Source organism: Burkholderia sp. MBR-1 (assembly GCF_013822785.1).
GTDB classification, from domain to species: Bacteria; Pseudomonadota; Gammaproteobacteria; order Burkholderiales; family Burkholderiaceae; genus Burkholderia; species Burkholderia vietnamiensis.
In genome coordinates this window covers 142152-161397 of the sequence record NZ_CP053611.1, presented here as the reverse complement: position 1 = coordinate 161397, position 19246 = coordinate 142152, and the positions used below count along the sequence as shown (strand labels likewise).

20 protein-coding genes and 1 pseudogene are annotated in these 19246 nt (G+C 67.8%); 13 read left to right on the top strand and 8 right to left on the bottom strand.

Features of this window, described 5'->3' with window-relative positions; all coding sequences use genetic code 11:
- The first annotated feature begins 21 nt into the window (after window positions 1-21).
- From MBR110_RS25175 to MBR110_RS25160, 4 genes are all read left to right on the top strand, one after another.
- Window positions 22-822, top strand: a complete 801-nt coding sequence (locus MBR110_RS25175; protein WP_014725770.1) for a hypothetical protein — start codon at window positions 22-24, stop codon at window positions 820-822.
- 93 nt (window positions 823-915) lie between these two features.
- On the top strand, window positions 916-1647 hold the full coding sequence (gene folE / locus MBR110_RS25170; RefSeq protein WP_011880035.1) for a GTP cyclohydrolase I: 732 nt from the start codon (window positions 916-918) through the stop codon (window positions 1645-1647).
- Window positions 1648-1760: 113 nt separating this feature from the next.
- Window positions 1761-2468 (top strand): sigma-70 family RNA polymerase sigma factor, encoded by a 708-nt coding sequence (locus MBR110_RS25165; protein ID WP_014725769.1) that lies wholly within the window; start codon window positions 1761-1763, stop codon window positions 2466-2468.
- Between the two features lie 97 nt (window positions 2469-2565).
- Complete coding sequence (locus MBR110_RS25160) at window positions 2566-3612, top strand: NAD(P)/FAD-dependent oxidoreductase (RefSeq protein ID WP_155626717.1); 1047 nt, start codon at window positions 2566-2568, stop codon at window positions 3610-3612.
- Window positions 3613-3804: 192 nt separating this feature from the next.
- On the opposite strand, the gene MBR110_RS25155 is transcribed toward MBR110_RS25160, so the two are convergent.
- Entirely contained in the window at window positions 3805-5334 is a 1530-nt protein-coding gene (locus tag MBR110_RS25155) for a cryptochrome/photolyase family protein (protein WP_181709649.1), read from the bottom strand.
- A 251-nt stretch (window positions 5335-5585) separates the two neighbouring features.
- Here MBR110_RS25155 and MBR110_RS25150 point away from each other — a divergent pair, with 251 nt between their 5' ends.
- Window positions 5586-6557 (top strand): MerR family transcriptional regulator, encoded by a 972-nt coding sequence (locus MBR110_RS25150; RefSeq protein WP_014725765.1) that lies wholly within the window; start codon window positions 5586-5588, stop codon window positions 6555-6557.
- Between the two features lie 118 nt (window positions 6558-6675).
- On the opposite strand, the gene MBR110_RS25145 is transcribed toward MBR110_RS25150, so the two are convergent.
- The gene (locus MBR110_RS25145; protein WP_181709648.1) at window positions 6676-7635 is read right to left on the bottom strand and encodes an alpha/beta hydrolase; all 960 of its coding nucleotides are present in this window, start codon (window positions 7633-7635) and stop codon (window positions 6676-6678) included.
- Between the two features lie 354 nt (window positions 7636-7989).
- On the opposite strand from MBR110_RS25145, the gene MBR110_RS25140 reads away from it, so the two are divergent.
- A complete protein-coding gene (locus MBR110_RS25140; RefSeq protein ID WP_034192807.1) occupies window positions 7990-8535 on the top strand; it encodes a DUF2878 domain-containing protein in 546 nt (181 codons plus the stop codon).
- 81 nt (window positions 8536-8616) lie between these two features.
- On the top strand, window positions 8617-10134 hold the full coding sequence (locus tag MBR110_RS25135; RefSeq protein ID WP_014725762.1) for a cryptochrome/photolyase family protein: 1518 nt from the start codon (window positions 8617-8619) through the stop codon (window positions 10132-10134).
- A 69-nt stretch (window positions 10135-10203) separates the two neighbouring features.
- Here the strand turns inward: MBR110_RS25135 and MBR110_RS25130 are convergent, their stop codons facing one another.
- Window positions 10204-10974 (bottom strand): class I SAM-dependent methyltransferase, encoded by a 771-nt coding sequence (locus tag MBR110_RS25130; protein WP_059463643.1) that lies wholly within the window; start codon window positions 10972-10974, stop codon window positions 10204-10206.
- A 318-nt stretch (window positions 10975-11292) separates the two neighbouring features.
- On the opposite strand from MBR110_RS25130, the gene MBR110_RS25125 reads away from it, so the two are divergent.
- The 3 genes from MBR110_RS25125 to MBR110_RS32295 all read left to right on the top strand — a co-directional run bounded on the left by MBR110_RS25125 (window position 11293) and on the right by MBR110_RS32295 (window position 12465).
- Window positions 11293-11613 (top strand): hypothetical protein, encoded by a 321-nt coding sequence (locus tag MBR110_RS25125; RefSeq protein WP_034192810.1) that lies wholly within the window; start codon window positions 11293-11295, stop codon window positions 11611-11613.
- 304 nt (window positions 11614-11917) lie between these two features.
- Window positions 11918-12088, top strand: a complete 171-nt coding sequence (locus MBR110_RS25120) for a hypothetical protein (protein WP_014725759.1) — start codon at window positions 11918-11920, stop codon at window positions 12086-12088.
- 5 nt (window positions 12089-12093) lie between these two features.
- Window positions 12094-12465, top strand: coding sequence for a hypothetical protein (locus MBR110_RS32295; RefSeq protein WP_230939083.1), 372 nt, complete (start codon window positions 12094-12096; stop codon window positions 12463-12465).
- A 41-nt stretch (window positions 12466-12506) separates the two neighbouring features.
- On the opposite strand, the gene MBR110_RS25110 is transcribed toward MBR110_RS32295, so the two are convergent.
- Window positions 12507-13511 carry an SDR family oxidoreductase gene (locus MBR110_RS25110; protein WP_176322732.1) on the bottom strand — a complete coding sequence of 335 codons (1005 nt, stop codon included), beginning with the start codon at window positions 13509-13511 and terminating at the stop codon, window positions 12507-12509.
- A gap of 99 nt (window positions 13512-13610) precedes the next feature.
- Complete coding sequence (locus tag MBR110_RS25105; protein ID WP_181709647.1) at window positions 13611-13877, bottom strand: hypothetical protein; 267 nt, start codon at window positions 13875-13877, stop codon at window positions 13611-13613.
- A gap of 365 nt (window positions 13878-14242) precedes the next feature.
- Between MBR110_RS25105 and MBR110_RS25100 the strand changes: the two genes are divergently transcribed.
- Complete coding sequence (locus MBR110_RS25100; RefSeq protein WP_175984335.1) at window positions 14243-16444, top strand: hybrid sensor histidine kinase/response regulator; 2202 nt, start codon at window positions 14243-14245, stop codon at window positions 16442-16444.
- A gap of 72 nt (window positions 16445-16516) precedes the next feature.
- Window positions 16517-16663 carry a hypothetical protein gene (locus tag MBR110_RS25095; protein WP_155626716.1) on the top strand — a complete coding sequence of 49 codons (147 nt, stop codon included), beginning with the start codon at window positions 16517-16519 and terminating at the stop codon, window positions 16661-16663.
- A 206-nt stretch (window positions 16664-16869) separates the two neighbouring features.
- On the opposite strand, the gene MBR110_RS25090 is transcribed toward MBR110_RS25095, so the two are convergent.
- From MBR110_RS25090 to MBR110_RS25080, 3 genes are all read right to left on the bottom strand, one after another.
- Window positions 16870-17139, bottom strand: coding sequence for a DUF2934 domain-containing protein (locus MBR110_RS25090; RefSeq protein WP_059897229.1), 270 nt, complete (start codon window positions 17137-17139; stop codon window positions 16870-16872).
- Window positions 17140-17166: 27 nt separating this feature from the next.
- Window positions 17167-17592: a CBS domain-containing protein gene (locus MBR110_RS25085; RefSeq protein WP_014725752.1), complete on the bottom strand. Its 426-nt coding sequence runs from the start codon at window positions 17590-17592 to the stop codon at window positions 17167-17169.
- A gap of 63 nt (window positions 17593-17655) precedes the next feature.
- Entirely contained in the window at window positions 17656-18366 is a 711-nt protein-coding gene (locus tag MBR110_RS25080; protein ID WP_014725751.1) for an MgtC/SapB family protein, read from the bottom strand.
- A gap of 309 nt (window positions 18367-18675) precedes the next feature.
- On the opposite strand from MBR110_RS25080, the pseudogene MBR110_RS25075 reads away from it, so the two are divergent.
- A pseudogene (locus MBR110_RS25075) lies at window positions 18676-19052 on the top strand (nitric oxide dioxygenase); the annotation flags it as partial.
- Between the last annotated feature and the right edge of the window lie 194 nt (window positions 19053-19246).

Here is a 19246-nt window from a genome sequence, read left to right as displayed (position 1 = left end):
TATCGACCCAAGGGAGGCTCCGTGCCAACACGCAACGACCACATCAAGCTGAGCCGTCTCGCCATCCGTGCGGCCGCGGGCCGGATGCGTGCGGCCGCCGCCACCGCGCGCGCGCGCTCGCACCGTCCCGCCGCGAACGCCGACGAACCTGCTTCGCGCCAGCGGCTCGCGGCGCTGACGCGCGGGGAACGCCGTCGTCGCCCGCAGCCACAGGCGAACGACCGATGCGCGCGCGCCGAAGCGACGTTCGTCCGCACTGACGAAACGACGCTCGCCGAAGCCGACCTCGGTACGCCCGCCTATCCGACGCTGCTGGTGATGGGCGACCTGTTCGCCGCCGACATGCCGGTCGCGCCGGCCGCGCCGCCCGGATTGCGCATAAGCGAGCGCGCCGAGTCGGTGTTCCAGGCGCTGCGGCAACCGGAGCTTTTCGTCGATGCATTCGTCGCGCACGTCACGTGGCTGCACAGCGACGTTGCGCAGCTCCTCGTGTCGCTGGCGCACGGGCGTCGCGTCCGTGCAGCCTCGGTCGTCTACGAATACGGCAGCGTGCGCGCCGTCGAGCTGCTGCGTGTCGCCGGCTTCGATCTGTTCCGTGCGGCCGACGGTCAGGTCGACCGTCAGTTCGTGCTGGCGAAACTGAAACGCGCGGTCGCCGCCACGTTCGCGCCGGAACGAACCGACAGCGAACCGGAGTTGCCGCGCATGCGGCATCGCGACGACACGACGCCTGCCGCGCGACACCGCACATCGCACGCCCGCCGCCGTCGCGAGCGCGCGGGCCGGCCCGCTCGGCAGGCACGCGCGCGCGTTCGCACCTGAGCCACGCGCGGCCGATACCTCTTCGCGCACGCACGGCATCGCACCGGATCACGATCTGCCGCACCACCATTCAACCTCGAGAAACGAACCGAAATGGGAAATGTAATCGACGCGCCCGAGCACACGTTGACCGCGATCGACGAGGGCATTCCTCTGTCGCAACTGATTCGTCGTCGGCTCGAGCATGCGGGCGCGCGCTTTCATGCGAACGACAACATCGCCGCGCACCTGCGCGACGGCGAGCTCGACGCGCTGCAGAGCGAAGTCGCACAGCGGATGGAAGCGGTGCTGCGCTCGCTCGTCATCGACGTCGATCACGACCACAACACGCGCGACACCGCGCGGCGCGTCGCGAAGATGTTCGTCCGCGAAGTGTTTGCCGGCCGTTACGAGGCACCGCCGCCCGTCACCGAGTTCCCCAACGTCGAGCGGCTGGACGAACTGCTGATCGTCGGCCCGCTGCGCGTGCGCAGCGCGTGCTCGCATCATCTCTGCCCGATCATGGGGCGGATATGGATCGGCGTGCTGCCGAGCGCCACGTCGAATCTGATCGGCTTGTCGAAGTATGGCCGGCTCGTGAACTGGGTCATGGCGCGCCCGCAGATTCAGGAGGAGGCGGTCAAGCAGATCGCCGACCTGCTCGAACGGCGCATCGCGCCCGACGGGCTTGCCGTCGTGCTGGAGGCCGACCACTTCTGCATGCACTGGCGCGGTACCAAGGACGACCAAGCGAAGATGACCAACAGCGTGATGCGCGGCAAGTTCCTCGCGGACGCGTCGCTTCGCCGCGAGTTCCTTGCCCTTCTGTCCGGCAAGGACGCGTAGGCCGGCACGGAGCCACGCGCAATGAATCCACCGGCCTGGTGTTCACTCATGATCGGCGTCCGCTCGCACCGCGACGCGCAAAAGCAGGAAGCTCACAGCATGCGGAGTTGCAGATGAACTGTTCGCACGAGTCACTCCGCCCGTCGTCGGCGCACGGGCGCGCGAAGCCGCTCCATTCGGCCAGACAGCAACGCCGCGGCGCCGCTCATCCCCGATCGCATGCGGCAGGCGCCGACGCGTTCGCCGACGACACGGCGCAGCGCGAGCCGGACGAGCAAGCCGTCTGGCACGCGGCGCTCGACAGCCTGCTGTGTCGCGTCGCCGCCGGCGACGAGCAGGCGTTCGCGCAGCTGTACCGATTGACGTCGGCACGGCTGTACGGCCTGATCGTGCGGATGATACGTGACCGCCATGAAGCGGAAGATCTGCTTCAGGAGGTGTTCACGACGGCATGGCGGCGCGCCGGTGCGTTCGACGCCGAACGCGGCACCGCGATGACATGGCTGCTGACGCTCGCCCGCAATCGAACCATCGATCGGCTCCGGCAGCACCGTGACGCGCCGCTCGACGAAGAACAGGCGCTGCTGATACCGGACGAAGGCCCGACGCCCGACGCGGGCGCTCAGGCAAGCCAGGAACGCCAGCGCCTGGAGCGCGGGCTCGCCCATCTCGGCGAGCGACAAGCCTACGTGCTGCGTGAAGCGTTTCACGGCGGCGCGTCGTATGCCGAGCTGGCCGAACGCATGCAGGTTCCGCTCGGCACGATGAAGAGCTGGATTCGCCGCAGCCTGCTGCGGCTCAGGATTTACCTCGAGCAATGAGCCAGCCCGGTCGCAGAAGTTCGACGTCGAGTGCCGATGCCCATGCGGCACGCGCTGCGGCGATCTCCCAACGTACGGGGTTGCCACGATGAATCACATGCCGCCGTTTTCCGACTCATCGGCACATATCGCGATCGTCGGCGCCGGGATAGCGGGGCTGGCCTGCGCGCGCGTGCTGGCCGACGCGGGTCACCGCGTGACCGTCTACGAAAAGAGCCGCGGTGTCGGCGGACGCATGAGTACGCGCCGTACCGCGCTCTGGCAAGCCGATCACGGTGCGCCGTATTTCACCGCGCAACATCCGGCGTTCGTCGCCGAAGTAGCGCGCTGGGTGGCAAGTGGAGCAGCAGCCCCGTGGGAGGCGCGCGTGGCGTCGATCGGCTCGCTCGGCCCGCGCGCGTTGCTCGCGCCTGCGCTGCGGTACGTCGGCGTGCCGGGCATGTCGGCGCCGGCGCGGCGTCTGTCGGCCGGCATTCGAACGCGCTGCGAAACGACGATCGTCGAGTTGATTCGCGACGGAGATTGCTGGCGCGCGACGTCGGCCGAGCACGGCGTACTGGACGCGCACCACGACGCCGTGATCGTCGCCGTCCCGGCGCCGCAGGCCGTGCCGCTCTTGCGGCATGCGGAGCCAGGGCTTGCCGTCATCGCACAGCGCAGCGAGATGCGTGCGACGTGGATGGTGATGGCGCAGTGCCGCGGGCTGCCGGACGTCGGCTTCGACGCGGCCTTCGTCAATGCCGGGCCGCTCGGCTGGATCGCCAACGACACGTCCAAGCCCGGGCGCGCCGGCATCGACACGTGGGTGCTGCATGCAACGCCCGACTGGAGTCACGCTCATCTGGAAGCACGGGCCGAATGGGTGACCGACGCATTGTTGGCGGCGTTTCGGGACATCACGGGCGCTGGCGCCGAGTCGGCGACTGCCCATCGGTGGCGCTATGCGGAGCCGGCCGCTGCCACGGCCTCGACGCACGGCCGCTTTGCATGGCGGACGACGGCGGGGGTCGGGCTGTGCGGGGACTGGCTGGGCGGCGGCAAGGTCGAAGGTGCATGGTTGAGCGGCAGCGGGCTCGGCGGCGCCGTGGTCGATGCGTTGGGCGCGCGGAATTCACGCGTTGAGACACCCAGTTCCGATCGTTGATCGATTCGCGAACGTTGGAGGATGAGGCGCGCGCATATTCCGCGATGCTCTCTGCTGCTTAAGGCATACGGCGAGCGAGCGTGCGGCGCCGCGGCAGTGCTCGATATGCGACACGGGCGCAACACACGGCGCCCGCGCACTTCGGCATTTCGACGCAAGCGGCGCTCCCCATCCGCCGCCCCTTAACGCGCCCTACAGCGACTCGATATCCCGCACCACGCGCTCCGCCTGCGCGCGGATCGCATCGAGCGCCTCGTCGTCGAAACGCGCGAGTTGCCGATAGACCATCGACAGCCGGTGGTTGTGTTGCAGCGCGCCGCGATGCCGGTCGAAGAAATCCCAGTACAGCGCATTGAACGGGCACGCGTGCTCGCCCGTGCGCGCACGATGGTCGTACGCGCAGCCCTTGCAGTAGTTGCTCATCCGGTTGATGTACGCGGCGCTGGAAACGTACGGCTTGGTCGCCATCGCGCCGCCATCCGCGTACTGGCTCATGCCCAGCGTGTTCGGCAGCTCGACCCATTCGAACGCATCGATGTAGACGCCGAGATACCACTGATGCACCTGGCGCGGCTCGAGCCCGGCCAGCAGCGCAAAGTTGCCGATCACCATCAGTCGCTGGATATGGTGCGCATGCGCAGCGTCGAGCGATTGCGTCAGTGCATGCGCCATGCACGCCATGCGCGTGCTGCCGTTCCAGAACCAATGCGGCAACGCGCGCCGATGGCCGAACGCGTTGCTGTCGGCGTAACCCGGCATGCGCGTCCAGTACACGCCGCGCACGAACTCGCGCCAGCCGAGAATCTGCCGGATGAACCCTTCGACCGCGGCCAGCGGCGCGGTGCCGGTGCGATACGCATGCTCCGCGCGCTCGACGACTTCGCGCGGATTCAACATCTTCACGTTGAGTGCGAACGACAGCATCGAGTGGAACAGGCGTCGCGCATCGCGGTGCATCGCATCCTGAAAGCGTCCGAAGAAAGGCAGCCCATGCCGGATGAAGGACTCGAGACACGCGAGCGCCTCGCTGCGGTCGACCGGCCAGCGGAACTCGCCGGCGGACGGCGCGCCGAAGCTGCGCACGCCGGCGGCCACGATCCGGCTCCACAACGCGCGATGGTCGTGATGGGGACGCCAGTCGGGCGGCTCGGCAGGCGTACCGGACCACGCCTCGCGGTTTTCGGCATCGTAGTTCCATTGCCCGCCTGCGGGACGCCCTTGCGCGTCGAGCAACACGCGATGGCGTACGCGCATGCTTCGATAGAAACGGTCCATGACCCACGTGCGGCTGTTGCCGAACAGGCTCGCGACTTCGTCGCGCGTCGTGTAGAAATGGTTCGTGTCGAGCACTTGCACCGGCACGCGCGCCGACGCCGCATAGGCCTGCAGTTGCCGGTCGACGCGCCACTCGTCGGGCAGCAGATACTCGATGCGACGTGCGCCGTAGCGGTCGGCCAGCCTGTCGAGGTTCGCCGCAATGGTCTGGCGATTGAGCGGATCGTCGATCCCGATGTAGTGGACGACGTGCCCTGCCTCGCGCAGCAACTCGGCGAAGCGGCGCATCGCCGCAAACACCGCAATGAGCTTCTGCGCGTGATGAAGCACGTAGTCGGTCTCCTGCCGAATCTCCATCAGCGCGTACACGATGTCGGGCCGGACCTCGGCGAACCAGGAGTGATGCGGGTCGAGCTGGTCGCCGAGAACGAGCCTCAAGGTGGTCATGGGATGCTTTGCGATCGCTGGTCGTTCATGGGGTGTCGAGGCGGGCGCATCGCGACGCCGCATGCGTCACGATCCTTCACTTACAACTTCGCGCACAACGCCCGCCGCGCCGATACATTGTAGCCGCGCATGCGCTTCACGAACCATCTTTCCGACCAAAATTACGCACATTGAATCACTTTCCTGCTTCAAATTTCCGGAAAACTGCGTAAAATCCTGATACATCAGCCATCGACTTCAGGAGAGCACCGATGTCCGCTCGCAAGGATCGCGATACGCCGCACCGCTATCGCAGCGGCGAGGCCGCGCGCCTGGCACGCATGCCAGCAGCCACGCTGAGGATTTGGGAGCGGCGCTATGGCGTGGTTGCGCCGCCGAAGACGCCGTCCGGGCAGCGGATGTACTCGGACGACGACGTGCAGCGGATTCGTTTGCTAAAGGCCCTCGTCAACCAGGGCCATGCGATCGGCTCGATCGCGAGCCTGAGCCGCGACGAACTCGAGGCGTTGTCGTTGACCGATACACGCGGCGCGGCGCTGCCCGAAACGGGCGTGAGCCTGGCCGTCATCGGCGCCTTGCCGATTTCGGCCTCCGCTATCGAGCGCATGGGCATCCATATCGCGGCGCGCATCGAATCGATCGACGAAGCGAGCCGGCACACCGGTCCGTCCGCCGATGCGTTGATCGCGACGACCACGTCGCTTCATGAAGACGTCGTGTCGCAACTGGCCAGCGCGGCGCAAGCGTTCAATGCACATGCTGTGGCCGTCATATACGGGTTCGGCACGGCGGAGGCAGTCGAGCTGGCGCGGCTGTCCGGGTTCGAGCTGTTCCGCTCGACGGAAGGCCAGACCAACTCGGCCTCGATCATCTCGAAACTCGCCCAGGCGGTCGTCAAGGCGCGACAGGCGAACGACGCCGAGCGCGGGCTGTGGCTGCGCACGCAGCGCCGCTTCGACGAAGCGACGCTCGCGTCGCTGAGCGGCTTGTCGACGACGGTCAAATGCGAGTGCCCGCGCCATCTGTCCGAACTGATCATGCAGCTCAGCGCGTTCGAGCGCTACAGCGACGAATGCGTGTCGCGCTCGCCCGCCGATGCGCTGTTGCACCGCCATCTCGGCGACGCGGCGAATCGGGCCGCCGAATTGCTCGAAACCGCGCTCGCCGTCATCCTGCGCGAAGAAGGGCTGGACGCGGCGGCGCAAGCGCCGAAGTCGGTCTAGGGCGGCCATCGCCAGCCAGCGGTTGGGTTGAGTTGTGGCGCCGCGCGTCGTCGACGTGGGATGCGCGACCACGCCCACGCCCACGCCCACGCCCACGCCCGTTTCATTTCACCACCGCTCACTGCGCCGAAACCGGCGACGCGACCGTCGCAGCACGCGGCTTTGCGTCGCTGCTCGCGACTCCGGCGTTCGACGCGCCGCCCGCGCGCTCGACGAATGCCGACAGATCGTCCAGCACCGACGCCGCGCGTCTGAGCGGCGCGCCCAGCACGCCGACCAGCGCGGCATGGGTCAGATGCCGGTAGCGCGTGACCACGACGCTATCGCCGGCGTTCTGCAACGCCCGCGCGAATCGATCGGTGTTGCCGGGCTCGACCACCGTATCGTTCTCGGCGACGGCCAACCACATCGGCGGCTCGTTGCCCCGCACGAAGCGGATCGGCTGGCTCGCCGCACGCTGGTCGCCGGGGAAGATCCGTTCGAGCGTCGCATCGCGCAGCGGCAGGAAATCGTATGGGCCGGCCAGCCCGATCACGCCCGCGATCTCGCTGTTGCGCATCTTGCTCGCGGCCAGATAGCGGCCGTCGGTGGCGAGCAACGCGGCGATCTGCGCGCCGGCGGAATGCCCCATCAGGAACACGCGCCGCGGGTCGCCGCCGAACGCGGCCGCGTGCCCGCGCGCCCATGCGACCGCACGGGCCGCGTCGTCGATGAAGCCGGGAAAGGTGGTGGCCGGATAGGTGCGGTAGTCGGGCACCACGGCGACAAAGCCGCGCGACGCCAGCGCCTCGCCGACGAACAGATAGTCGTTGCGCCTGCCCGACTGCCAGCTTCCCCCGTAAAAGAACACGACGACGGGCGCGCCGGCATTCGGCTCGGTCGGCCAGTCGCGCGCCACGCGCGCCGGCAAGTAGACGTCGAGCACTTGCCGCTCGCCGGGCCCGTAGGGGATATCGGCGAAAAGACGGAACGTGTTGGTCGGCGTCAATGCATTCAGAAGCCGCAGCGGACTGTGCGCGGCCAGCAAAGCGGCTGCGACCAGCACGGACAGCACGGCGAGCGCCACCTTGAGGTTCATGCAAATCTCCAATTGTGACCACGCGGGTCGCATACCCGCGTATACGTCGCCGGAGCGCAGGCGGATGCAGGCGCGCGTTCCGCTCGTGTCGGCACGAGATGCATCCGTTCGCCGCGCACCGCCGTATACGCATGAACCAACGAACGGAGCCCGCATGCCCGCCATCGCTCCCGATGAAGCCATCGTCCGCGAATCGCCCTATTCCTTCGGCGCTGCTCGGCTGCGCCTGCGAACGACGTATTGCGTTGCACGCGTTGTCGAGATGCGACGCGCGCTTCGCTGCGGCCACAGACGATCATGAGCACTGCACCGAACCGACGAACATCGCATGAGCGGCCGCTGCGAGCCGCTCACATGGGCGTCTATCTCGCGACGACGCAGATCGGCTGGCTGGTCTGCGTGATGAGCGCTGCAGCGCAACGACCATGGTGGGGATGCGCATATGCGCTGATCGCGACCGCGGGCCATCTGACGTTCGCGCAGCGGCCGTCATCCGAGGCGCGGCTCGTCGTCACCATCGCGGCGTCCGGATGGGTATGGGACAGCGCCGTCGTGCATGCCGGCCTGCTCGAATACCCGAACGGCGTCGTGCTGAACGGTTCGGCGCCTTACTGGCTCGCGGCGCTGTGGGCGCTGTTCGCCATTCAACTCAATACCGTCCTGCGCTGGCTCCGGCAGCGGCCGCTCATCGCGGCGCTCGTCGGCGCAATTGGCGGCCCGGCTTCGTATCGTGCAGGCGCTGCGTTGGGCGCCGTCCATGTCAACGAGCCGACGACGGCGCTCGTCGTCATTGCGGCCGGCTGGGCGCTCATCCTGCCGGCGGCGATCGCGATCGCAGCGCGTTGGGACGGCGTGACCGCGCCGGTCTGCATAGGCAATGGACGGCCGCGACATGAATAACGCAGCCATCGTTCGGATACGTCGCGCGGCTCGGCCCCATCCCATTCACACCATGCAACCGCAACTCTTCACGACACACTCATGACCCGCTCCGACCTTCCGCACGAAGCTCGCCCCGTCGTCGTATGGTTCCGCGACGACCAACGGCTGGCCGACAACCCCGCGCTGACGCATGCGCTCGACACCGGGCACCCGGTCGTTTGCGTGTATGTGCACGACGCCGCGCCGAAACACGGTCGTGCGATGGGCGGCGCGCAGCGCTGGTGGCTCCATGAATCGCTGAGCAAACTCGACGACGCGCTCGCGGCGCATGGCGGCTCGCTGATTCTGCTGCGCGGCAACGAGCATGAAGCGATCACCGGTTTCGCCTCGGCGATCGGCGCGGCGATGGTCGTCTGGAACCGGCGTTACGCGAAAGCGCAGACCGGCACCGATGCGTCGATCAAGAGAGACTTGATCGACCGCGGGATCGCCGTGTCGACGTTCAACGGGCACCTGCTGCGCGAACCGTGGACGGTGACCACGCGCGAAGGCCTGCCGTTCCAGGTCTTCAGCGCGTACTGGAGAGCCGCTCGGCGCGACGATTTTTTCCCGCCGGTTCCGCTGCCGGCACCGTCGCACATCCGGTTTTTTCCGGTTCCAGCCCACGCGACGCCACACGTCTGCACGCTTCGCGAGCTCGAGCTGCAGCCGTCGGCTCCCGACTGGGCCGGCGGGCTGCGTGAGACCTGGCAGTGCGGCGAGCAAGCCGCCAGCGATCAACTCGAAGCATTCCTGGAGAATTCGCTGTCCGACTATCCGACGCTGCGCGATTTTCCGGCCGCTCGCGCGACGAGCCGGCTGTCGCCGTATCTGCGCTTCGGCAACATATCGGTTCGGCAGGTTTGGTACGCGACGCTGTCGGCGGCCGATGCAATGCGAAGTGCGCACACCGTGCGCGGCATCGACTCAAAGGACGGGCCGTTGAACAAGTTCCTCAGCGAAATCGGCTGGCGAGAATTCTCGTACCACCTCCTGTATCACTTCGCGCCGCTTCATCAGGTCAATTTCCGCCGGCAGTTCGATTCGATGCCGTGGCGCGACGACGCGAAGTCGCTGCGCAAGTGGCAGACGGGCCGCACGGGCTACCCGCTCGTCGATGCCGGCATGCGCGAGCTGTGGCACACCGGCTGGATGCACAACCGCGTGCGCATGGTGGCGGCGTCGTTTCTGTCGAAGCACTTGCTGATCGACTGGCGACAGGGCGAAGCATGGTTCTGGGATACGCTGGTCGATGCCGACGAGGCGAGCAATCCCGCGAGCTGGCAGTGGGTGTCGGGCAGCGGCGCCGACGCGGCGCCGTATTTCCGCATCTTCAATCCGGTTCTGCAGGCGCAGAAGTTCGATCCGCACGGCGACTACACGCGTCGCTGGGTGCCCGAGCTCGCGCAGCTTTCCGCAGACACCGTCCACGCGCCATGGGCCGCGTCGCGCGAGCAGTTGCAACGCGCGTCCGTCACGCTCGGGCGAAGCTATCCGATGCCGATCGTCGATCATCAGTGCGCGCGTGCACGCGCGCTGGAATCGGTGAAGCGGCTCGATTCGGAAAGCCATGCGTAGCATGGTCGTAGCGGCGGTGGATTGCGGTATGAACGCGGACGCCACGTAGCGCGTTGCGCGCCGCATCGTTCAGAAGAACTTCGACACCCACCGCGGCGCGGACGCGCGATCGAACACCACGTGCAGTTCCGGGCTGAACGATCCCAGTTCGAGCCCGTGCTCCGTCGCCAGCAGCGTGAGCGCCGCGCTCGTGTAGAACGAAATATGTCCGTTGCGCGGCACGCAGTACCACCACTGCTCGATGCCGCGCGCGCGGATCTCCGGCGTGATCAGCGAGGTCTGAAACAGCAGCGCGCCCGCGACGCCGCGGTAGCGGACGATGTCGGCGAACAGGCGTCGCGGCTGCGGATGATGCTCGAACACCTCGAACGACAGCACCGCATCGAACGTGCCCTGCGGCGCGACGGGATGGCTGAACGGATCGTACGACGTGACGTCGCCGAACCCGCGCGCCGACAACTTGCGCTCGAGCAGCCCCAACCCCGAACCGAAATCGAGAATGCGGCCGTCGCGCATTTCCGGGAAGCTCGTGCAGATCAGGTCGGCATGCTGTTGCGGGCGATGCTCGAGATACTCGGGATCATGGCGCACGTAATCGTCGTTGTAGACATGACGCGCGAAGTCGTCGTGCGTCCAATGGTCGAACGCCGGCGTGCACGTGAAGCCGCATTGCCGGCATGCGTAGTAGTAGATCGGCACACCGACGAACGGGTCGATCTTGTTCCCCGCGATCATGTCGGCGCCGCAGCGCGAGAAGTCGACCACGCCGCAGATGTCGGCTTCGGCAGCGCACACCTTGCATGCGATCGTCGTCGGATAGTGGGTGATGTCTTCGAACATGTTTCGGTCTCCCCGGGATCTTCGAGCGCGCCGCCGACGGCCGCGATGGCCGTCGAATCGGCAAGCTCCGTCATGCGTTTCGCCGAATCGAGCGGCCGACGCGCGAGCGTATTGTCGGGCCGAAGCCGCGCGCCGTCGAGTGTCGCGCGTGCGTCGCGCGCATATGACGTCACGGCGCATCGGCGCTTTGTTAAATAGCGTGAGTCGCCGGCAACCGGCCGGCAAATTGCCTTAACATCGCGGCCACACGATCGACCACGGTCGCTTTCTCATGTGACCCGAAGCGGGTGCGCAATTCCTTCGAACGGACCGACGCTCATGTTCCAAACACCGGGAGATTCCTTCGTCGGCGGATCGCTGCTCGGCCTGTGCGTCGAGGTGCCGCTCGCCGCCGTCGTATCGCTGCTGATGCACGGCGTCGACTGGAACGCCGCGCGCATCGCGCTGCTGGTCGCGACACCGGTGCTGATCGCGTGCGCGTTGCTGCTCGCGCGCCCGCTCGCTTTCAGCACGGTATGGAAGCACAAGCGCTCGCCGTTCGAACTCGACGACAACGTGCGCGCGTCGATCTACGGCCGGCTGACCGGCATCGCGATCGGCGTGGTGTTCGGCATCATGATCGCGACCACGTTTTCGTAAGGGGATACGCGCGGCGTGGATGCGTGCATGTTGCGCTGACCACAGCCATCGCGCCTGCGCAACCCACACGCGTTCCCGCATCGCACGGCTGCCGATCGAACGATTGCATCGATCGATATGACGGCGAACTCAGCTACATCTCTCCCTTTTTCGAATTTGACCGGCAGATCGGCGCTGCCACGCTCGGGAACCCGGGAACGCAGATCGGTGGATTGTTTTAACGTTCTCTGACTTCCGGGAAGGGGGTGTCCGGGTTTGCGCTAGCATGCACAGCGGGCCCACAACTGGATGAGGCCACGTGCCCATGAACTACAACAGCCTGCATGTCCCGCTTGCTATCGGCACGTGGCAATGCGCGCTCGTGCCAGTGAGCGCGTTCTATCAAGACTGGAGCTATCGGGAGCGCAGGAGCCCGTTTGCGGATCGCGACACGCGCGAGCAAATGGAACGTCAAATCGCGGACGACCCGTGGTGAGCTAGATGACAACTACAGCAACCCTAGACGATAGTGGCCACTTCCACGACTGGTATCTCGACATCGTGGCAATCGGCCCCAATGAAGAGCCGCGCACGCTGACGCTTGGGCTCTATCTTGGCAATCGGCGCGCAACGGTGACATTCGAAGGCGTGACGTGCTTTCAGCTCGACCGGCTCGGCCTTTTGAACATCGTGTATAGCCTTCGGCTGATGAATCCTGCCGATCACGACTATGCGCGGGTATCGGCCCAATTGGCCAAAGGCGAACGCCTTTCCGGCCGTCGAGGAGCGACCATCGCCTACTTGTATTCAAGCCTCGGCGCCGAACTCGCCGTCGAATTCGACGCCTTGAAGATCGGTTCGAACGGCGCCTGATCGCCGGAGCGGTCCAGCCGATCAGCACTTGCGCCGCACCGCTAAGGCTGCCCCGCGCCGCCCGACGCGCCGTAGATCTGCCCCGTCACATAGCTCGCACGCGACGACGCCAGTTCGACATAGATCGACGCGAGTTCCGCCGGCTGCCCCGGCCGCCCCATCGGCACCTGCTGGCCGAACGTCTCGACGTTCTTCTCGGTCTGGTCGCCGCTCACCTGCAGCGGCGTCCAGAACGGCCCCGGCGCGACGCCGTTCACGCAAATCCCGCGCTGGATCATCTGCTTCGCGAGCCCTTTCGTGAAGTTGGCGATCGCGGCCTTCGTCATCGCGTAGTCGAGCAGGTTCGCCGACGGATCGTACGCATTCACCGAGGTCGTGTTGACGATCGCCGAACCGGGCGGCATGTGCGGAATCGCGGCGCGCGTGATCCAGAACAGCGCATACAAATTGGTGCGCAACGTCCAGTCGAACTGCTCGGTGCTGATGTCGAGGATCGAATCGTGGCTCTGCTGACGCGCCGCATTGTTCACGAGAATATCGAGTCCGCCCAGGCCCGCGACCGCCTGTTCGACGAGCTTGCCGCACGCCGCTTCGGTGCGGATGTCGACGGGCAGCGGCACTGCCTTGCGGCCCGCACTGCGGATGTATTGCACGACCTCGCGCGCATCGGGCTCCTCGTCCGGCAGATAGGCGATCGCGACGTCCGCGCCCTCGCGCGCGAACGCGATCGCGGCGGCGCGGCCGATCCCGGAGTCGCCGCCGGTAATCAGCGCCTTGCGGCCATCGAGCCGCCCGCTGCCGCGGTAGCTGCGTTCACCGTGATCGGGCCGCGGCGTCATGCGTCCGGCGAGGCCGGGCCACGGCTGGTGCTGCTGCGGAAACGGCGCGTGCGGATACAGCGTGCGCGGGTCGTGCGGCGCGGTGTCGCCGACATCGGTCGCGCCGGCATTCTGCGCGACGGCCGGAATCGCGACGCTCGCGACCAGGCTGGCCGTCGTGCCCTGCATCCACTTGCGGCGCGATTCGGATACTTCGTCTGATGACATGGTGTGCTCCGGTGCGGGATCTACACGAATAGCGATGGATGCCGAAGCGCGCCGAGCCGCGGCTGCGGTGCGGCGCGCGCAACGCAACGCAACGGCCCATTACAGCGGGCGCGGCCGGTCGCCTGCGTCGTCGGGCGCGTCGTGCCCGTCGGGCCAGGGCTTGTCGGATGGATCGCGGGCGGCGGTCTGACGCGGATCGTCGGGCACGACCTTGCGCGCCTGGTCGTCCGGAATCGAATCGAGCTCGCCGCCGCCGGGCGCGTGGCCGGGCGGCCGCGCCGGTTCGGCCTGCGTGCCGCCGCGCGGTTCCGGCGTGCGGGCCGGGCCGCGTGCGTCGCGATCGTTCGGTTGGCTGGCTCGGGTCATGGCTTTCTCCGTGTGCGGATGAGCGGGCGCAACGCCGCCGCGGCGATGCAGAACGCGCTCGAATCGCGGGCGCGCGGCGGCGTGCGACGATTCCCGCTTTCAGCAAGCACCATGCCGTCATGCGGCCGTGCAATATACGTATCCATCCGACCATTGCACTGCAGAATTTACAAACGCCGCGCCACCCGGCACCGCGCGCACCCGCATGGCGGCACGGCGACGCCCGCCGCACGGGAATCCGGGCGCGGCACGCAGTTTGCTCACGCCGGCCGGGATAGGCCGGCCGTACCAGTTCGCCGGCTGCCTGCGGCGTCGTGGTGTCGTGAGATATGAAATCTGCCTCTACCCTGCTGAAATCGGCGCCGATGCGCACCGACCACTTCGTTCAGTTCTACGACTCCGACGAGCAGCTCGTGTCGGAAGTCGCGTCGTTCTCCGCCGACGCGCTGCGCGACGGCGGCAGCGCGATCGTGATTGCGCGGCCCGAGCGGCTGGCGGCCGTCTACGCGCGGCTCGGCACGCTCGAGCGAGCGAGCGGCAGTGCGGCGCGCGACCGCGTCTTCATGTCGAGCGCGCAAGCGCTGCTCGACAGCTTCATGGACGGCGACCTGCCCGACCCAACACGCTTTCGCCGCTCGATCGGCACCATCGTCGAAGCGGCCGTGCGCGCCGGCCGGCCGGTACACGCGTTCGGCGAAATGGTCGCGCTGCTGTGCGCGCAGCATCGCTACGCGGGTGCGCTGCGGCTCGAAGCGCTGTGGAACGAGTTGATCGAGCGATATCGCTTCTCGCTGTACTGCGGCTATCCGCACGACGCGTTTCCTAGCGCCGAGCAGTCGGAGATGTTCCGCCATGTCTGTGCGCTGCACCGGCGCATCCTGCCCGCCGCGTCGCTGCGCAGCGACGAGAACGCGCTGCATCTGACGCTCGCGCTGTCCCAGCAACGGGCGCGCGCGCTGACCGACGAGATCCGCCGCCGCGAGGATGCCGAGCAGCAACGCAACGGCGTGCTGATGCATGCGCCGCTGCCGATCGCGCTGCTGTCGGGCGCCGCGCATCGGATCGTGCTCGCGAATCACCGCTTCTCCGCGCTGTGCGGCCGAACCGACATCGTCGGCCGGCCACTGACGTCGGTGCTGCCCGGCGGCGACACCGCGGCGATCGCGCGTGCGCTGGAAGCGGCGCGCGTGCAGGGGCGCTCGACGACGATCGGCGAGCACCACGACCGGCCCGATACCGACGATACCGACGCGGACGGCGCGCGCGTGTACCGGCTGCACTTCAATCCGCAACCGCTGGCGGACGGGCTCGGCGTGATCGTCAGCGCGGTGGAGGTGACGGAACACGTCGCGGCGCGCGAGAAGCTGGTCGCGGCCAACGCCGAGCGCGACCGGCTGCTCGGCGAGCTGCGCGACGCGAACCAGGCGAAGGACCAGTTTCTCGCGGTGCTCGGCCACGAGCTGCGCAACCCGTTGACGCCGATCTCGCTCGCGCTGGAGCTGATCCGCAATCGCGACGGCCAGGCCACGCCGAACGAGATTGCGATCATCCAGCGCCAGCTGGACCACATGGTCCGGCTGATCGACGATCTGCTCGACGTGTCGCGCATCACGCGCGGCAAGATCACGCTGAAGAAGGAAGCGGTGCGGCTCGCGGACATCGTCGACCGCGCGGTCGAGGTCGCGAGCCCGCTGCTCGAGCAGCGCCGCCACCGTCTGCACGTGGACACGGACCCCGAGGCGCGCTGCCACGGCGACCCCGTGCGCCTGTCGCAGGTCGTCGCGAACCTGCTGACGAACGCGGCGAAATACACGCTGCCGGGCGGCGACATCGCGGTGCACGCGCAACGCGGCGCGGACGGCAGCACGCTGATCGAAGTGCACGACAACGGCGCGGGCATTCCGCCCGACCGCCTTCAGAGCATCTTCGAACCGTTCTACCGGATCGACGGCGACAACAAGCAGGCGCACGGCGGCCTCGGCATCGGCCTCGCGCTGGTGCGCAGCCTCGTGAACCTGCATGGCGGCACCGTGCGCGCGGACAGCGCCGGGCCCGGCCGCGGCAGCACGTTCACGATCGTGCTGCCGGAATTCCGGCCGCGCGCCGGCGCCGCGGCCGCGCCGCAGGCGGAGCCCGGCATCCGCGCGGCCGCACCCGGCAGCGGCCGGCGCGTGATGCTCGTCGACGACAACGAGGACGCCGCATCGACGCTCGCGCAGTGGTTGCGCGACGCCGGCCACGAAGTCGCGGTCGTGCACGACCCGGTGACGGCGCTGGCCGCGTATCGCGCGTATCGTCCGGACGTCGCGATCCTCGACATCGGGTTGCCGGTGATGGACGGCTACGAACTGCTGCGGCGGCTGAAGGCGATCAACGAAGTCCCGCCGTGCGTCTTTCTCGCGCTGACCGGCTATGGTCGCCACTCGGATCGCGAGCGCTGTCTCGCGACCGGATTCGCCGAGCATTTCGTGAAACCGGTCGATCCGGCCGTGCTGCATCTCGCGATGAGCCGCACCGGCGCGCAAGGCGGGACGCCCAGCCACGACGGTCCGCAAGCCGGGCGCTGAGCCGCGGCACGGTCGATGCTCGAGATCGGCATGCCGGCCGCGCCGGCGCCCTTGCGACCGAGGAGAACGATGATGAGCGACCCGAGCGACCCGACCGATCCGACACCCGACGACGACGAGCAAGGCGGCCACGCCGGCAAGCCGGGCAATCCGCCGTCCGAGCGTCGCGACGACCCGCCCGAGCTGCCCGATCCGACTGAAGTCGGGGAGGATGGGTGAGCGCGTCGATCGCGACGTAACGGAGGGGGCGCAGCGCCGGGCGTGCGCTCGGGGAATGCGTGCTGGTGCTGCGCGGCGACTGCCGATGCTTCCGCAGCCACCGCGCTTCTTTGAGTTCGGACCCACGCGCGCGGCGGCGCCAGCGACGGCCAGCGCCGTCGAGCAGCGCCCTTACGCCCGATGGCCGGCGCGCCCTACGCCGTGCCTTACCGCGTGCGCCGCTTCTCCCGCGCGACCTCCGCGGCCGGTACCGCATCCGTATCCTGCAGCGGTTCCCCCGGACTGCGACGCTTCGTCGACTGATCGATCGACACGTCCGCGGCAAGCTCGCCGCCGCCGTCCGGGTCGCCGCCCTCGGCGTCGAGCTGTCGCTCGGCGCGCTGCCAGTATTCGTCCGCGCGCCCTTCAGGCGCACCGTCCGCCTGCCACAGCCGGTACGCACGTTCCCTGATCTGCGTTTCCCTGTCTTCGTTCATCCGATTCTCCTGAGCTGATTGCACGTTCTATCGTTCCGGTTTCGACGGCGCGGACACCGCGCCGAGCGTCGACGACATCCCGCCGTCGGCCGACGTGGCCAGATCGCCCAGCGCGACGATGCCGATCAGCCGCTTGTCGCGATCGACCACCGGAACGCGACGAATCTGCGCTTCGGCCATCTTGTTCTGCACCGCGGAGATGTCGTCGTCCTCGTAACACCAGTTCGCCGGCCCGCTGACGACGCCCTCGATCGGCTCGTCGGGCCGCACGCCCATCGAGACGGCCCGCACGACGATGTCGCGGTCCGTCAGCATGCCGATGAGGCGCGTGCCGTCACACACGGGCAGCGCGCCGACGTTCAGCGCGTCCATCATTTGCGCCGCTTCGCGCAGCGTCTGGGTCGGCGCGATGGTCGCCGCATCGCGTGTCATCACTTCAGATACAGAGGTCATGCTTGGCTCCTGTTCAAGCCGCCCACGGCGGCCTGCTGCCAGAGCATCGCGCGTTCCGCGGACTCAACTCTGCGCCGAGCAGCGCGCGGAACTCAGGCCGGCCGAGGCGACGATTCGCATCAACTGCTGCAGCATCGCGTCGCTCGAAGCGGCTTCGCGCCACTGCACGATCAACTCTTCCTCGCGCACGTCGCGCCCCGCCGTTTCGCAAAAGCCGCGCGTACGGCAGGTGAAGCCGGCCGCGCGCAGTTTCTCGTTCAGCTGTTCGCGGGCGGCCGAGCCGGGCGGATATTCGACCGTGACATGTGCGCTCATGACGCGCCGCAGGCGCTGCTCGACGAAGCGTAGCGGCCACACGACCAGCAGCGCGAGCACGAGCCCGAGCGCGCCGAGCAGCAGTTGGCCGCCGCCGATGCACAGACCGATGACCGTCACGAACCACAGCGTCGCGGCCGTGGTGACGCCCGACACCAGGCCGTCGCGATGCAGGATCGCGCCGCCGCCGATGAAGCCCATCCCGGTCAGGATGCCGAGCGGCAGCCGCATCAGGTCGAGCACCGAGAACGCGCCTTGCGGCTTGCCGGCCTGCAGCAGCAGCGCATTGACCTGCAGCATCGACAGGCACGCGGCCAGACACACGAGGATCGTCGTGCGCAGCCCGGCCGTCTTGCCCGATTCGCTGCGATCGAGCCCGACCAGCCCGCCCGCGACGAGCGCGAGCACGATCCTGGCGACGACGTCGCCCCACTGAAGTACGACGGGCATCGGCTCCATGCGCGCCTCCTTGCAAATCGTCGAGCGTCATGCGGCGCGGCGCGGCCGCGAGCGACGCCGCGTACGTCGCAAGGTTCGGACCCGCTATGCGCGTACCGGCCCGAGCGCGCGGACCGTGTAGCGCGGCAAGCGCAATTGTAGAAACGGGCATCGGGCGCGCGACGCTCGCCCGCACCTCGTCACGAAGGAGTTCGACCATGCTCACGCAGAAAACCAAGGACATCGTCAAGGCGACGGCCCCGGTCCTCGCCCAACACGGCTACGACATCATCACGTGCTTCTACAGGAAGCTGTTCGACGCGCATCCCGACGCCGATGATCAGCATGCTCGAGCGCGCAATCCAGGATCCGCACCGGCAGGCCGTGTTCGTGTACGGCGCACGCAACGGCGGCGTGCATGCGATGCGTGACCGGCTGCGCGAGACGGCCAGCACCTATGCGAACTTCAAGCTCGTCGTGTTCTACGACGACCGCTGCCGCAAGATGTGGAAGGCGTCGACTACGACCTGAAAGGGCTGGTCGACGTGAGTGCGATCAAGGACGCGCTCCTGCTGCCCGATGCCGATTACTACATTTGCGGCCCGGTGCCGTTCATGCGGTTGCAGCACGACGCGTTGAAGCAGCTCGGCGTTCCCGAGACGCGGATTCATTACGAGGTGTTCGGGCCCGATCTGTTCGCCGAATGAGGTCGCGCAGCGGCTCGCGCGTGGATTCGGCGAGCGGCGGCTCGCGGCGTAGATGCGCGGCGCACGCTGCTGGTGGCCGCCCTCGCATGCCCGATGCCGGCCGGCCCGGCGTCGCCTGAACGCGCGTACCCGAGCGGATACGGGCATCGCCGTGTAGGCCTCGTCGCGCTCGTTCCGTATTCGACCGGATACGG

What these genes read in the sequence shown, in the direction of transcription:
- MBR110_RS25145 (WP_181709648.1), bottom strand. Translation starts at nt 7,635, where the DNA reads ATGAACCTCAAGGTGGCGCTCGCCGTGCTGTCCGTGCTGGTCGCAGCC.
- MBR110_RS25140 (WP_034192807.1), top strand. Translation starts at nt 7,990, where the DNA reads ATGGGCGTCTATCTCGCGACGACGCAGATCGGCTGGCTGGTCTGCGTG.
- folE (WP_011880035.1), top strand. Translation starts at nt 916, where the DNA reads ATGGGAAATGTAATCGACGCGCCCGAGCACACGTTGACCGCGATCGAC.
- MBR110_RS25085 (WP_014725752.1), bottom strand. Translation starts at nt 17,592, where the DNA reads ATGACCTCTGTATCTGAAGTGATGACACGCGATGCGGCGACCATCGCG.
- MBR110_RS32295 (WP_230939083.1), top strand. Translation starts at nt 12,094, where the DNA reads ATGACAACTACAGCAACCCTAGACGATAGTGGCCACTTCCACGACTGG.
- MBR110_RS25105 (WP_181709647.1), bottom strand. Translation starts at nt 13,877, where the DNA reads ATGACCCGAGCCAGCCAACCGAACGATCGCGACGCACGCGGCCCGGCC.
- MBR110_RS25135 (WP_014725762.1), top strand. Translation starts at nt 8,617, where the DNA reads ATGACCCGCTCCGACCTTCCGCACGAAGCTCGCCCCGTCGTCGTATGG.
- MBR110_RS25090 (WP_059897229.1), bottom strand. Translation starts at nt 17,139, where the DNA reads ATGAACGAAGACAGGGAAACGCAGATCAGGGAACGTGCGTACCGGCTG.
- MBR110_RS25095 (WP_155626716.1), top strand. Translation starts at nt 16,517, where the DNA reads ATGAGCGACCCGAGCGACCCGACCGATCCGACACCCGACGACGACGAG.
- MBR110_RS25155 (WP_181709649.1), bottom strand. Translation starts at nt 5,334, where the DNA reads ATGACCACCTTGAGGCTCGTTCTCGGCGACCAGCTCGACCCGCATCAC.
- MBR110_RS25080 (WP_014725751.1), bottom strand. Translation starts at nt 18,366, where the DNA reads ATGGAGCCGATGCCCGTCGTACTTCAGTGGGGCGACGTCGTCGCCAGG.
- MBR110_RS25130 (WP_059463643.1), bottom strand. Translation starts at nt 10,974, where the DNA reads ATGTTCGAAGACATCACCCACTATCCGACGACGATCGCATGCAAGGTG.
- MBR110_RS25165 (WP_014725769.1), top strand. Translation starts at nt 1,761, where the DNA reads ATGAACTGTTCGCACGAGTCACTCCGCCCGTCGTCGGCGCACGGGCGC.
- MBR110_RS25160 (WP_155626717.1), top strand. Translation starts at nt 2,566, where the DNA reads ATGCCGCCGTTTTCCGACTCATCGGCACATATCGCGATCGTCGGCGCC.
- MBR110_RS25110 (WP_176322732.1), bottom strand. Translation starts at nt 13,511, where the DNA reads ATGTCATCAGACGAAGTATCCGAATCGCGCCGCAAGTGGATGCAGGGC.
- MBR110_RS25150 (WP_014725765.1), top strand. Translation starts at nt 5,586, where the DNA reads ATGTCCGCTCGCAAGGATCGCGATACGCCGCACCGCTATCGCAGCGGC.
- MBR110_RS25125 (WP_034192810.1), top strand. Translation starts at nt 11,293, where the DNA reads ATGTTCCAAACACCGGGAGATTCCTTCGTCGGCGGATCGCTGCTCGGC.
- MBR110_RS25100 (WP_175984335.1), top strand. Translation starts at nt 14,243, where the DNA reads ATGCGCACCGACCACTTCGTTCAGTTCTACGACTCCGACGAGCAGCTC.
- MBR110_RS25120 (WP_014725759.1), top strand. Translation starts at nt 11,918, where the DNA reads ATGAACTACAACAGCCTGCATGTCCCGCTTGCTATCGGCACGTGGCAA.